Here is a 15,091-nt window from a genome sequence, read left to right as displayed (position 1 = left end):
CTTATCTCCTCCTCCGCATATCATTCGATATAATTTCATCGAGGTTGCTAACGGGGCGCTCAATTTCATAGGGTATGGGCATATGACTAAACTGCTGAAAGTAGAGTAAGCAAGCATCTTTCCATAAAACAGCATTAGAAGTTTGATTGCGCAGCTTACGCTGTACCGACAGGAATCGCTCTTTATCAACATACGGCTGTACTTTATCCCAAATTTTCTGAAACTGCCGCACCTGTTTTATTCCTTTGTCATAGTGGTAGCATATCTCTTCCCATAATGTCTTTCCACTTTTCATTTTGTAAGTCCATGGAAGATGGTGAAACCATAGCAAATAAATTTCCGGGCAATCGTTAACGCTATTAAATTGTGAAGCAAGGGGCTCCCTGTATTGACTTACGGCATTACTGCCGGTATTGGTACGATTAAAGCCGACTCCGGCAGAATCTGCCTGGTGGTAATATGGTGGTGTCCAGTCTGCCCTCATCCTTGCAGGAGCCCACCAGGGGCCCGGGCCGTAATGTTCATTTGCTGACATAATATGATGAAAACCGAGTGGCATCATATAATTAACAGCCGCTTCCCGGCTTTCCAGCATCATTTGTTTTACCGGGGCCAAAAAGTTAACCTGCCATTCGCTTGAGTATAATGCCGAAATTTTCGTTTCAGTTACATCAGGATAAAAAGTTTGTTTTATCCACTCATCGGCTATTTGATCACTACTTAAACTATTATTCCAGGCCAACCTTCCAAAGGCATACCAATTAGCCTGGGCAAAGTCATGTCCACACCAGTTTGTATCTAATCCAATATTGGCAACTCCGGCTATAGCTGAGTGTTTTTGCAGATAGATACTTCCATCTGTACAACGTGCAACCGTGCTGCCGGGGCCTTGTTGATAGGTATCGCTTTGCAGACATTCTTCCCACATTGTCGACAGAAAAACCAGGTGTTCAGCATGTCCAAGATATTCCTGCGTTATCTGAAATTCAGGCATAACTGATGTTTGCTTAAGTGCACCAAATAGTGGGCTAAATGGTTCTCTCGGCTGAAAATCAATCGGTCCGTTTTTCACCTGTATGATTACATTGTCATGAAATTTGCCATCAAGATTAATGAATTCATTATAGGCCTGTTTTGCCCTGTCTTTATCGTTAGGACTGTACACGAAAGCACGCCACATTATTATACCTCCATATTTGCCAACGGCATCTGCAAGCAGGTTTGCCCCATCAGCATGTGTGCGTCCATAATCCTGTGGCCCAGGCTGCCCTTCACTGCTTGCTTTTACCAGGAAGCCACCAAAATCAGGAATCAACGAGTAAATTTCCCTTGCTTTTTCTTTCCACCATTCTATAACTTTTGTATCAAGTGGGTCAGCAGTTTTCAGCCCTCCAAGTAAAGCCGGAGATGAAAATTTTATTGACAGGTATACCTTAATACCATAGGGCCGAAATATATCTGCAATTGCTTTCACTCTATCGAGGTAGGCCGCAGAGAGCATTAAAGGTGAAGCATTAACATTATTTAATACTGTCGCATTAATGCCGACTGACGCATTTGCCCGTGCATATTCCAGCCAAAGCATTTTATCATTATCCGTAACTATCAACGAACTGTCTTTGTGCCAGAATATTGATGAGCCCGCATATCCCCTTTCTATTGATCCATTGGGGTTATCCCAATGATTCAGAATTCTTATTTCATAGGAAGGGTTACTGATGCCCTCGGTAATCGGCTGTCCTGTTTGTTGCCTTCGTAACAATTCAAACGCTCCATATAAAATTCCTAATTCAGTATTAGCTTCCACACTTGATTGCGTCAGCCTGAAACCATCAGCTTTTAACGCCTTATCTTTTTTTATTAAAAGCGATATGTTTGCTCCCCGCTTTCCCTGCCATCCCTGTTGCAATTCCTTTATCGCTATAGTTGCCGTTGCTGATTTATTAGTGCATATTACGTTTACAGGAATTGCCGTTTTTTTTCTTAGCCACAATTGATGGGAATCCTGGGCGCAAATTCCTGTAATAAAAAAAAGCAGCAAGAAATTAACTACTATCGCCTTCATGATATTAATTTATTTGTATAAAAAATTATTTCTAACATTATTTAACTAATCACCATTTTTCGTACATCAGTAACATGTAAATGCTATTCAAATTTTATCCAGTCGACTTCACATGGCTGGTCATTTTTCGAAATGATGAAAAGATCCTGAATACCATTTTTATATTTCAGTAATGGTACAGTGACTATCTTCATATCTGCACTCTTAGGAATGTTTACTTGCCCCAGTACAGTTCCATTTATATTTCCCACCCGGATCTGCAACATACCCCCTGCCTGCGAATTTGCCCGAACTGTAATTTTCTTAAACGGCTTTTGACCAAAATCAACGCTATTGTACTGCGTCCATGCTTCAGCGTTTGTAAACAATATTTTCCATCCTTGAAATTTATTGAGCGTATCAATAAATGCGACAGATGCTCCTTTATCGCTTATCATCGTATACCTGTCAACCTGAATCTCAGTTGATGCTTTAGTTAATCCTATTCCCCTGAATGTTGGAATTACTTTTTTGATAGTGCCATCAGCATTAAAGAACAAACTGTCGGCCCTGATAGAACGTGCTTTATCAAACTTAGGAGAGTAATCGTTGTGGTGATAAAACAGGTACCATTGATTCTTAAATTCTATAACAGAATGGTGGTTAGTCCAGCAACCTGTTGGAGATTCATCCATAATAACTCCGGTAACTTTAAATGGTCCGAGTGGACTATCGCCTGTAGCATATTCCAGTCTTTCGATTTTATTTTCTACATGCGGATAGGTTAGATAGTATGTACCATTACGTTCAAACATATAGGGACCTTCCTTTAATCCTTTTACGGGCAGTTCGCCAAGTGTTTTCACTTCACTATCCAACTCCAGCATATTAGATTTTAGCTTTGCGCCATAAATATTTCCCTGAGACCAAAACAGGTATGCCTGACCATCTTTATCAATAAATACATTGGGATCAATACCACGGACATCTTTTAAAGGTGCTGCCTCGGGAATAAAAGGCCCCGTAGGTTTATCAGCAACAGCCACGCCTATCCTGAAACCACGTCCATAAGCTGTGGTATCCTTTGCGGAGGTAGGAAAATAAAAATAGTATTTTCCATTGCGTTCAATACAATCAGGAGCCCACATACTATAACTATCCGGTTTAACCCAGGGTACTTTATTTTGCGAAATAATCATTCCATGATCAGTCCACTCTGTTAAATTGTCCGAAGAAAAGACATGGTAATCTTCCATGCAAAACCATCCCAACCTTCCTTTCCCTTCAGTTGCCAGTATATCGTGCGATGGATAAACGTATACCCTGTCTCCAAATACCCGGGCCGAAGGATCTGCAGAATATTGATTTCGCACGATAGGATTTTGTGCTTCTGTTACATTAAAGACAGAGAGCAAGAGGCTTGTGCCCAGAATTATTATATTCAGTTGTTTCATTTGCAATTATTATTTGGTTTTAGCCAAGACTTATTTTATTGTTGAAATTGTTTCTGTAATTCTGAAATAATCAAAATCAGCAAAACCTCCTGTATCCCTGGTCGCATAGTTAAAAAGTGCAAAACGATACCCGATGAACTGAGGTATGGTATATGCCATTTTTAATTGTGTACCGATGGGTAACCATGTTTTATCATCCAGGCTATAAAAGAAATCGGCCACATCTTTTTTATCGGTAAAATTGCATTCAGCTTTAAAGAAAACTATGTTTTGACTGAGAGGTATGCTAGCTGCCTGTACAGGCTTTTTGGTGCTGGCGTTTATCATTACAATATTTCTATTGCTGCCGTCCACTTTTACACCCACTTGTCCAAACTGAGCCTGTAATAAGGCAAGCCCTGCAAAATCTCCGTCTTTCATACCAGACACATCAAGTGAAATAACACCTGAACATAGCGGCCCGATTGTACGTTGCGTTAATGAATTACGTGCCAGTAAAAATGATGTATCTACCCTTCCTGTTTTTAAGCGCAAAAAACCTTTCCGTTCTGAGACTGACCATAAACTGTTATCGGGATTATGATTCCATTGCCATACCAGCGGTAATGCAGGCTCCTTTTTTTTACGGTTAAATTCATCGGAGGCAACGATGCCGGGAATTAAACTCTTGTTTAATGGCAGATCAAGTGTTTCTGGGACCTTACCATTTACTCCCAGTACCGGCCATCCATCTTCCCATTTAACAGGAACCAGGTAAGGTATACGACCTACGGAACCATAATCCCGGAAGAGATAAGAAAACCACCGACCATCAGGCATATCTATTAATCCACCTTGAGCTACACCAAGATCCTGAAAGCCTACTTTCCCTTCCCACGGCCCGGTAAGTTTATCGGCCCTGTGTAAAAGCACCGTACGCATTCCTCCCGGAGGCCATGAAATATTGAACAGGTAATATTTACCATCTTTTTTAAAAAGTTGTGACCCCTCTGCACCCAAGCCTCCACGCTGGCCTTCTTTAAGAGCAGGCAGGCTTGCATTTTCTATCACCACCTGGTTAATACCGCCTTCTTTTACGCCCGAAAGATCTTCGTTTAACTCTACCAGGCTCAGCTTTCCATTTCCATATAACATATAAACTTTCCCATCATCGTCAAAAAACAGGGAATGATCGTGAAAGCTTGGCTTAAAGGCTACTCTTTTCCATGGACCTTTTTCAATATCCTTTGTGGAATAGATATATGTTTTGCCGGTTGTTTGCGCAAAAGTGGAAACATAATAAGTGCCGTTATGGTAACGGATGCTGCTTGCCCATGAACCACGGCCATAAGTGCCGCGTCCATCAGTAAGATTTAGTGATGGGATATCTGCCAATGTATCGTAACAATAATTGATCAGTTTCCAGTTTACCAGGTCGTTCGATTTCATTATAGGTACACCAGGATTGAAATGCATGGTAGTGCTGCTCATATAGTAGGTATTACCTACACGCATCATAGACATATCAGGCACATCGGCGAATATCAGGGGGTTATGCGCTTTCTGCTGCGCTGTCGCAACACTAACTGAAAACAGGGCAAATTTGATGGCAACAAATCCTGCAATATTTTTTTTCATTACTTTATTCGTTTTATTAAATGTTAAATACTTTTCCTGATTTTTCATTTTATCGCCATACTCTGTTTCATCGTTGGCAGCCGTATTACCGTCAATGAATTTGCGGGAAACGAACGGTTGATGGTCATTCCTTTCACAGTAATAGTCTCAGTTTTAGGGGCTACTTTCATAGGAGTGTCCAGTGAATTTTCGTCCAGTGGGCTGGCAGATGTCAATACTGTCACGGTTCCTTGGACGCCTGGTGACACAGCACCTTTTAAATAAACCTGTGTTTTGACAGCTCTGTCAGAAGTGTTCACTACTTTGACAATGATATCACCTGATTTTTCATCCATTACTGCACTTGCGCAGACAGCTTTTGTATTCAGGTTACTTACAGATACCTCCTGCGTAAGTTTACCATCTAAATATCCTTTCACGCTGCTGGCTGTTACTTCCAGTTTAACATCGTACCAGCGCCCTGTCTCGACCTCTCCTTTCATACTCCCCGCATTCAATCCGATCTGCATTTCGTTGGTGGAATTATTGTAACCTCCTATATCCCACCGGATACGGCCATTGTTACGTTTGTTATGAAAATAGATCTGGAAACCATTTTCACCTGAAAGTTTACGTGCTTTCAATGCAATCGTGTAATCCTTCCAGGTAGTATCACCTGCATAAGCAGTAACACCTGGTGTTTGCGCCGATTGTCTAAGTATACCATCCTGTACTGACCAATCACCCTGGCCCGTTTTAGTCCATTCATCAATGTTTTTTGAAAAATCAGGCTGAAATAAAACAGTACCATCAGGTGCAGTTACTTTGAGGTCTTTAAACTCTGCTGCATTATTCCATGTGCCCAGACCAATACGTCCTGATGCATTGGGAAGTTCAATTGCGGGGGCTCCTTCGACAGTTACCGGTAAGGTTACTGTTCCCTGGTTGGCAGCAAATAACTGCTGGACATAATAGCTGGGCAAACCATACCACCGGTAATTATCATAATTCACCAGGTTAATCGGCCAGCGCTGGTGATTAGTATTGCAGTACAATGGTGCGTAAGACCCCATCTCAACAATATCAGAGTTACGTTCCATACCTGTCATCCAGGCCGCTTCGCCAATGGCACCTCGTAAATTTCCCTTGCCTGTATTGCCGGTAACTGCATATTCTCCAATAAAAATTTTTGGACCTTTGCGGTTGTAGCTGTCATATTTCGTTGCATTCAAAACAAACCAATCCGGATTATTATAATAGTGCTCGTCAATAATTTCTGGTTGCGGTTCTGCAGGATGACCGCCAGACCAGTCATTGGCAATAAGTTTCATGCCTGGATATTTTGCCAGCACGGCTTTCGCAATCATTTCATAATTACTGTAATACTCTTTACCAAAATTCTCGTTACCGATTTCGAGATATTTCATATTAAACGGTAACGGGTGCCCGTTTTTTGCACGGATGTTACCCCATACGGAAGTAACCGGTCCGTTAGCATATTCAATAGCATCCAGCGCATCCTGAATCCATGGCCCCAGCTTTTCTCCCGTTACAGTTTCCCTGTGCGATACACCAGCATTGATACAGAATAAAGGTTCTGCACCCAGGTCTTCTGCCATCTGCAAATACTCATGATAACCTAAACCATTAGTGGCATTGTATCCCCAGATATTCCATAAAGGCAATCTTGTATCAGGGTTGCCTACAGTATTTTTCCATTTGTACATGTGCTCAAAATCTTCGCCTTCCACCCAACAACCGCCGGGAAAACGTAAGAATTTTGGCTGTAATGCATTAACGGCTTCAGCCAGGTCGGTACGCAATCCATGATCCTTCCATGTTTTTTGCGGCATTAATGACACCATATCAATAAAGAGTTTGCCTTTTCCTTCACCTGAAATTTCTAAATATGCTTTGGGGTCGCCTGCCAATGCTGTTAATGTAAGGGGATGATATTTCCATGCTGTTGTGAAATCTTTTATTTCACCAGTTGCAAGTGTGGCGCCACCGGTACTTACCAGCCTTATCGTTAAAGGCCCTTTATAATTTTCTGTCGCTGTAGTACGAACCGCAATTGTAAAAGCATAGTTACTGCCTGCGATGATATTGATTCCCCAATAGCCGGTGTTTTCTAATTTAAAATCACCTGCTGCATTTATCAAAAGAGATTTACGGTTAAAGGGATTTAGTGGTGCTGTTGGGTTTCTTGATAAAACCTCTGCGGCACTTATTGTTGCTGTGGATTTGTGTACGGAAGTAAACTTCCAGTTCTGCAGGCTGTCTGCATCTTCGAAAGAACGGTTGCGCACGAGTTCGGGGTAAATACCACCGTCAGCAGAAAGATTAATATCCTCGAAAAATATTCCGAACAATGTTGGTGAAATTTTATGTTCTGTTTTATTGACATCAACTGTTATTTTTGTTTGTGCCTGCAAACCAGCAACACAAAGAGTTAATGCAAGACCTGTAAAAGAAATAAGTTTAAACTTCATGACACTTGTTTTATTGATTACATTTTTCCTTGTCCGGTTTTTTTAAAGTTAATTTGCAGGAGCCGGCCCTTTATTTTCGCTGTATGAAAAGCCCTGCAATTCCAGCATTTTTACAGCATACCTGCGTCCCAACTCACGCATACCTGTAACATTAAAATGAAACTGATCCGGTGTTCCTTTTACTCCCCTGGAGGAAATGATATATGAATTAGCAATTTCTTCTTTCAGATGCGGCAGTATTGTTGTATTGAATGCATAACAAATCCCGTGTTCTTCTTTACTTTTCAATTCACCGGCAAGGAGTGGTATTTTTTTGGATTTGAGATGCAGTTCCTTTAGAAGGTCACTATAAATACCTTTCACCTTTTTTGGCCATTCAGGATTCTGTTGAATTTGATTCACCCTGGTGTATCAGTATGCCTTTTATGACACCGTATTGCTGAGCTATTTTAGCCATTTCCAGCAGCCGCTGGTACGGGTTACCGTCATACTGCTTACATATATTCTGCATCCATTTTGCAGCGCTGTCAAGATAGGTTTTATAAGTGTCCTCACCCCAGAGCTCAATCTTGGCTCCTGCTACAGATACGTTGATAACACCTACACGGTAATCTTCAGGCAAATTGGCTACCATTGTACGACCAAACCAATCCACCGGCCCCATATTATTTTCTGGTCTGTTAATGGGGGGGTCGGCAACATACCAGTTGCCTTTTGCCCTGCCCAGTTTAAAATTGTCAACAGTGGCCAGCATCAGGAAACGTTTATCAACGGTTGCACTATCCTGTTTTTCTGGCTTTGCGCCTGCTTCCATATTCGACTGACCAAAGCAGAGATAGATGAAAAACTTAGGATCCGGTTTCTTAGGTACGGCAAGTGTTGGAACGACTGCTGCCACACCTTCCGTGGTCTCCGGAATTTTTTGGATAGTACCATCTGCATTATAATTCAGGTAATCAATACAAACACTCCTTCTAAAGTTGCCGCCGGTTGGCAGGCTGCCATTATGATAAAAGAAATAAGACTTCCCTTTATAATCAATAATGCCCGGATGTGTAGTAGTGCTGTTTTTTACTTTGTCCTGGATAAGGCCACGGTATTCCCATGGTCCGGTAATATTTCTTGAGGTACAATATTCTATAGTTTCAGGAAAGTTGGCGGCATATACCAGGTAATACAAACCGTTGCGTTTATATATCCAGGGAGCTTCTGTAAAATTCTGTGGTTTAAAAGTGTGTATGCTGTCCTGTAACTCAATCATATTATCCTTCAGCTTCGCCCATTTACAACTGCCATTGCCCCAAAAAATATATGCCTGTCCGTCATCGTCAATAAATACAGTCGGATCAAGGTCATCCCAGGAATGTTTCTGATCGCGGGTCATATCATTAGTGATAAGCGCTTTGCCAATGGCATCTTTAAATGGACCGGTTGGATGATCAGCAACAGCCACACCGATGGCTACACCTCCATTACTGTTATCATCTTTTTTATGCAGCACCGATACATACCAGTAAAATTTTCCGTTACGGTAAATGGTTTGTGCGGCATTGGCATCTTTAGCTGCCCACGAAAAATCCGTTGGCTTCAATGCTGCACCCCGGTCGGTCCATTTTACCATATCAGTGGAAGAAAATACTTTCCAGTGAGGCATCCTGTAGCCATTTGTTGAGACAGCAGCGGTGTCTTCTCCCGCATACAGGAAAACCGTGTCTTTATATACCAGCGGCGCAGGATCTGCAGTAAAAATATTTTTGATGATCGGGTTATTTTGTGCGTTTAGCATTGCAGGCAGTATCAACCCCATTATCATTAATACAACTAATATCGTTTTCTTTTTCATTTATATTATTTTTTAAACAACCAATAATCGAAGTTGAACAACCTGCGTCCTGCGGTGAGGTTCTTTCCTTTGAAAGAGAAATACAGGTCACGAATACCAGTAACGTCAGCCGTTATTTCACTATTGAATATTTTCCATTTGTTCCATCCGCCTGTACGGGTAAGATTGATGCTGGCCAGTTTTGGTCCGTTCACACTATCCACATAGACTTCTAAAATGCCCCCATCTAAACCTGCTGCGAGTGAGGCTGTAAAATTTTTCGGAGCGGTAGTTCCAAAATCCACTGACTTTACTTTTATAAATCCGCCGCTGCGTATTTCAGAAACATACACACCCGCTTTGTCGTCTTCGTCGGTTTTGCATTTGGCAGACCAGGCAATCGTTTCCGCCTCAGTGCGTTTATAAGGATCAATGTTAGCTACAGCTACCGGACCTTCTCTGCTTATATTAATATTAGGAATAGTGCCGTCTGCATTGTATTTAAATTCCTCTATTGCTGTCGATCTGCCATAACTTCCTCCACCAGGGAGCAATGCTGTATGGTATACCAAATAGGATTTTCCTTTGAAGTCGATAATACCTCCATGATTGGTGAAACTGTTGGTGGGCTGGTCAACCATAATCCTTCCCTGGTATTTCCATGGGCCTGTAGCACCTGTACTTGTAGAGTAGGAAAGACACTCTTTACCTTTTTCCATTCCTGCAAACATCTGGTAATAAATGCCGCTGTGTTTGTAAAACCATGGGGCTTCGACAAACATATCTTTGTTGGGAACGGTTGGGGCTGTCTGTGTGCTTTGATTGCTTTGCCCAGGCATCGGCCGCTGGCGGGGTACGCCCCCAAAGGTTTCTACCGTTAACGGCACTTCAACAATATCGCCTGAATAAGAAACCATATCGGCATTCAGTTTTACATAAAAAAGTTTACTATTGCCCCAGTACATGTATGCCTGCCCGTCATCATCAATATAAACAGTCGGGTCAATGTTCGACCAACTGCCGGTAGTAACTAATGGTTTGCCAATAGCATCCTTAAAAGGGCCGGTTGGACTGTTGCCAACAGCTACGCCGATTGCCATATTGTTCTGGACAGTCTGTACACAGGTATACCAATAAAACTTTCCGTTACGCTCAATACACTGCGATGCCCAGGCCCTGTCCATCGCCCAGGAAAAAGTCTCCAAACTGATGGGTGCCCCGTGATCAGTCCAGTTTACCATATCAGCAGATGAATATACCCGCCACTTGGTCATATAATAAAAATCGAAGCCAGGCACATCATCACCGGTATAGATATACATTCTGTCCTTGTATACCATGGGCGCCGGATCAGGGGTGTAATGAGTTTGTATTACAGGATTCTGGGCATATATCTCCCTGATTAAAAAAAACATCATTACACTAAAAACAATCTTATATTTTGACATCTTCAAATTACTATTTACTGTTTTCAAAATTTATTAAACTGGGCAGCACTTAACACCCAATACTGCTTCCTCTATTATTGCTTATTTATTATTTTCATTTATTCTTTTTCAAAATGTATTGCTGAATCAAGACAATTGATTACTTCATTTCCACCACTTTCCAGCTAAATACCGTCCCATCTTTTCTATCCGGACGGGTACCGGCAAAGTTGGCCGCATAAGGCGTTCTTGTTTCCGGTACCAGCCCTACGTAGCGGTTTGTTTTCAATGACAGCAACATGCACTGGTTGTGTAACATATCCTGCCATTGAAATAAACTTCCCTCTGATTCGTCTTTCAACAAGCGCACATCAGCTGTCAACCCTAATCCCACTACTGTTAAAAAACCTGTACCATTAAGCGCTTCCAGCACTACACGACCCTTACCCCTGTCGTGTACCCGGAACTGTGTGCCTGGTCCATTTTCCTCCTTTGTACCACGCCAGGCGGTGTGCAGCATGCCATGAGGATTCGCCCATAGTTGATTGCCTGTTGCAAGGTTGGTAAGGGTAATAATTTTTCCAGCGGGAATATTTTGTGACCGGTCAGCAAAAGGCTCTGTCACAGTGAAATCATCAAATGCGGCATAACCTCCTTCTTTTGCATCTGTATTATAGGCAAATAGTGCATAACGGCTGCCCTGAAAGGTTTTTAACTGGTAGGGCAAACGAATAGAATCACCAATGCTGATAAAGTTATTTCCATCTGTGCTGTAGCTGAATTGTGCCATGTCTTTTTCATAATCGCCGTTCATACGCAAACTGATTTTGGGCGATGCCAGTTTCTGTTCTGTCGTCTTATCACTATACTGGTCATAAAAACGCAAAAAATATCCATCCGCTTTACGTATTATGCCAAGAGCAGCATAAGGCATATTCAATACAGCCAGCCCGGCATAGTCGCCCTGTTTAAGTGCGTTAGCATCCATTTGCACAGTAGCATAGGACTGAGGGCCAACCACCCTTTGTGTTAATGTATTTTTAGCCCATAAAAAATCAGCTGCAGGAAGAGTGTTCAGCAACAACCGTCCTTTCTTTGTGTCCAGTTTCCATTTAGCATCCACCGGCTCATGGTTCCATTGCCATATATTTTGCAACCTGGCACCGGAAAAATCATCACTTCGTATATAGGTAGCTGTTGGTTTTATTTCAACACCAACATTTGGTTTCAACCACGTACGTGGAGAACGCCCCAGGTTACCAGGCAAACCAAAATAAGGCCATCCATCCTGCCATGTTACAGGGGAAAGAAAGGTAGTACGGCCTACTGATAACACATCCATCATGGAAAAGCCCCACCAGTCACCATTAGGCAAATCAACCACACCACCCTGGTGCATAGACACAGCACCCATTTCATTGACTCCGGGTTTTGAAATCCTGAATTTAAATCCGGGTGCTGGTACTTTCGTTCCGAGGCTAACGTTCTGCACAACGGCACCACGTTCAGTACCCATTGTCTCATCAGTACTTATCACGACTGTTTCATAAGGTCCATAAGGGTTATCCGCCCTTGCACACTGCATACGGCCTGATGGAGAATAGTTGGCGCTGATGATATAGTATTTGCCTTTTATTTTATAAATATGATGTCCTTCACCCATCGCATTACCTTTAGGGATGATCACCTTTTCTGTACCTTCCACAATTCCGCTGAAATCGGGTTTCAATTCAACCATCTTTACTTCATCGTATTTATGTACTGCATATACTTTTCCATCATCATCAAACAATACTGACAAATCGTATATCTCTGCGTCAATAGATTTTCGTATCCACGGCCCCTTAGGATTACTGGAAATAAATACCTGCAAACCGTGCTTATTGATATTGGAAAAAATATAAAATGTGCCATTGTGATAACGAATGCAAGGTGCCCAGATACCCTGTCCGTAGGCTTCTTTTCCGTTTTCCAGTTTAAAGTCATCTCCCATATTCAGTTTATCAAAGCAATAGCTGGAAAATTCCCAGTTTACGAGATCTTTTGAATGCAATACTACCAGGCCCGGAAAGGCATGCATGGTAGTGCCGGCCAGATAAAAATCCGTACCTACGCGTATAATATCCGGGTCAGAAAATTCGTCATAGAATAACGGGTTGGTATAAGTGCCGTTAGCATTATCAGGTGTCCATGTCTGTGCATTTGTCCTGGTTATAATAGCCATACTAAAAAGGGCCATTATTATAACTCCTGCTTTTTTTATACTGATCTTCATCGTTCAATTAATTATTATTGTTTAACACAAATCCGCCGTTAGGCTGTATTTCAATTTCATATTCGCCGGTTTCGCTTATTGATATTTCTTTTGTGTAAGGAGCCTTTTCTAAGTCGTCATTATACAGGGTGGCCTTTCTACCTGCCAGCATGGGCAGTTTAAGTGGAACCTTCAATACATCTTTTCCTGCATTGGCACCAGCTACATACCATTTGCTTCCCTGTCTTCTCGCTATTACAACATACTTACCAGGATAACCATCAACAAATACCGTTTCATCCCATATAGTAGGAACTTTTTTCATAAACTCAATTTCAAATGAGGGCACGTCTGTCAGATTATTCGGTGTTAATCCAAACATCTGTACAGCGTTTTGAAAAAGAATTGCAGTAGCCAGTTGAAAAGCATCTGTAGTAAGGCGTTTATTGCGGCCCTGATTGCTTTTGGTAAGGAATTTATTTAACAGCACTCCTCCAAATTCCATACTTCCGACCGCATTGCGGATAAATGGATGCAGTGTGGCATTAAATGCTTCAGCGTCCCTTACTCCCTGTGAGAATATCAGCATTTCAGATGCGACAACGGCTTCGCTTCCGATATAATTTGGATACATTCTCTCCCAGCCTCTCGGTAATGTAGCTCCGTGAAAATCGATCATTAATCCATAATCGTTGGCATCTGAGAGAATGTCTTCATAGAGCCGCATTGTCTCCTGCTTGTCGCCGCCAAAAAAATCTACTTTCAATCCAGCCACCCCGGCATCACGCAGCCACTGCATTTCTTTTTTGCGCTCTACCGACGTACTCATCTTATTTCTTGGGCCCTGCGGGGCATCGTTTTCAGCTCCATTGGAATTGTACCATAATAAAACACCTATCTTTTTTGATTTGGCATATTTGATCAGTTCCTTCATCTTGTCTTTACCAATATTAGTATCCCAGAAAGCATCAATGAGGATATAATTCCATTTTAGAGCAGCGGCAAGGTCAATATATTTTACCTGGTCGTCATAGTTCATACTGGGGTCCTGCCAAACAATCCAGCTCCAGGTTGATTTACCGAATTTATAATTGCGTGATGGTTCATATAACGGCTCTACAACATCAAATGGAATAGTGGTTTCAACGATTGGTTTCAGGTTCTCGCCAACAGTAATTGTTCTCCATGGGGTAACACCAGGTAGTGAGATAGCAGCGCCGCTGCTGCCAAAACCATTATTTTGTTTTGGATTAGGATACTCAACAGTGTATACACCTGTTTCTTTTGAACAGTCACTAAGATGTGCACCACAGTATAAACTGCTGACACCGGTTTCAGAAAGTAATATCCATCCGTCATTACCCACATGAAAAAGAGCCGGAAATACAAATCCCTCGCTTCGGTAATTTGCATTTATCATTGGAGCATCGGCCTGGTACCCACTTTCATAACTGGGAGCAGTACGTGCATAACCTGTCATTGGAGCCATCATGGGTGATAAAAAAGTAGTGGTGGTTGCAGGAAATTTATACCCGGTTTCTTCTTTTTCTACCACGCAGGCAAAACGCTGTCCCATAGCAGGCAGTTCATACCGGAAGGCGATATCATTATCACTCACTCGAAAAACAATCTTCATTTTACGTTGCTGTGCATTTTCAAAATTGCAGGTAAGCTGATTGGCTAAATAATGTACCTGAGATTTTTTAATCTTAGCCTGATTATAAGTTTTATCAATAATTGTATCCTCTCTTCCGTTATATTTCATTGCTGTACTGAAATCTCCTTCATTGGTCTTAATACCAAGCGGGGATTTATCTAGCATGGTCTTATTATTATACACGACTGTATAAAATGGTTTGCCATCAGTTACTGTTATATTTAAGGTTAATTGTTTTGCGGGACTGGAAACACTGATGTCCTGGGCATAGCTTTTAAATAAAAACACCATACCTAAAAGGCTTAATATTAACCTGGGAAAAATTTTCATACCCATTTGATTTTT

The 15,091-nt window shown here is 41.8% G+C and carries 7 protein-coding genes and 1 pseudogene; all 8 read right to left on the bottom strand.

Annotated elements, in window-relative coordinates:
• Nucleotide 1 precedes the first annotated feature (1 nt).
• On the bottom strand, nt 2-2,065 hold the full coding sequence (locus QM738_RS13940) for an alpha-glucuronidase (RefSeq protein WP_462277337.1): 2,064 nt from the start codon (nt 2,063-2,065) through the stop codon (nt 2-4).
• A gap of 83 nt (nt 2,066-2,148) precedes the next feature.
• Complete coding sequence (locus QM738_RS13935) at nt 2,149-3,498, bottom strand: family 43 glycosylhydrolase (protein ID WP_462277336.1); 1,350 nt, start codon at nt 3,496-3,498, stop codon at nt 2,149-2,151.
• 30 nt (nt 3,499-3,528) lie between these two features.
• Entirely contained in the window at nt 3,529-5,115 is a 1,587-nt protein-coding gene (locus tag QM738_RS13930) for a glycoside hydrolase family 43 protein (protein ID WP_462277335.1), read from the bottom strand.
• Nucleotides 5,116-5,159: 44 nt separating this feature from the next.
• The gene (locus QM738_RS13925) at nt 5,160-7,586 is read right to left on the bottom strand and encodes an alpha-L-arabinofuranosidase C-terminal domain-containing protein (protein WP_462277334.1); all 2,427 of its coding nucleotides are present in this window, start codon (nt 7,584-7,586) and stop codon (nt 5,160-5,162) included.
• 48 nt (nt 7,587-7,634) lie between these two features.
• Nucleotides 7,635-9,372: pseudogene (locus QM738_RS13920) on the bottom strand (family 43 glycosylhydrolase).
• Nucleotides 9,373-9,434: 62 nt separating this feature from the next.
• The gene (locus QM738_RS13915) at nt 9,435-10,856 is read right to left on the bottom strand and encodes a glycoside hydrolase family 43 protein (RefSeq protein WP_462277333.1); all 1,422 of its coding nucleotides are present in this window, start codon (nt 10,854-10,856) and stop codon (nt 9,435-9,437) included.
• A 139-nt stretch (nt 10,857-10,995) separates the two neighbouring features.
• Nucleotides 10,996-13,059, bottom strand: a complete 2,064-nt coding sequence (locus QM738_RS13910; protein WP_462277332.1) for a glycoside hydrolase family 43 protein — start codon at nt 13,057-13,059, stop codon at nt 10,996-10,998.
• A 58-nt stretch (nt 13,060-13,117) separates the two neighbouring features.
• Entirely contained in the window at nt 13,118-15,076 is a 1,959-nt protein-coding gene (locus QM738_RS13905; protein ID WP_462277331.1) for a glycoside hydrolase family 97 protein, read from the bottom strand.
• Nucleotides 15,077-15,091: the final 15 nt, after the last annotated feature.

The organism is Ferruginibacter sp., assembly GCF_049840995.1.
In the GTDB taxonomy this organism is placed as follows: Bacteria; Bacteroidota; Bacteroidia; order Chitinophagales; family Chitinophagaceae; genus Ferruginibacter.
This window is presented reverse-complemented; position numbering and strand designations above follow the sequence as displayed.

What these genes read in the sequence shown, in the direction of transcription:
- QM738_RS13940 (WP_462277337.1), bottom strand. Translation starts at nt 2,065, where the DNA reads ATGAAGGCGATAGTAGTTAATTTCTTGCTGCTTTTTTTTATTACAGGA.
- QM738_RS13935 (WP_462277336.1), bottom strand. Translation starts at nt 3,498, where the DNA reads ATGAAACAACTGAATATAATAATTCTGGGCACAAGCCTCTTGCTCTCT.
- QM738_RS13930 (WP_462277335.1), bottom strand. Translation starts at nt 5,115, where the DNA reads ATGAAAAAAAATATTGCAGGATTTGTTGCCATCAAATTTGCCCTGTTT.
- QM738_RS13925 (WP_462277334.1), bottom strand. Translation starts at nt 7,586, where the DNA reads ATGAAGTTTAAACTTATTTCTTTTACAGGTCTTGCATTAACTCTTTGT.
- QM738_RS13915 (WP_462277333.1), bottom strand. Translation starts at nt 10,856, where the DNA reads ATGTCAAAATATAAGATTGTTTTTAGTGTAATGATGTTTTTTTTAATC.
- QM738_RS13910 (WP_462277332.1), bottom strand. Translation starts at nt 13,059, where the DNA reads ATGGCTATTATAACCAGGACAAATGCACAGACATGGACACCTGATAAT.
- QM738_RS13905 (WP_462277331.1), bottom strand. Translation starts at nt 15,076, where the DNA reads ATGAAAATTTTTCCCAGGTTAATATTAAGCCTTTTAGGTATGGTGTTT.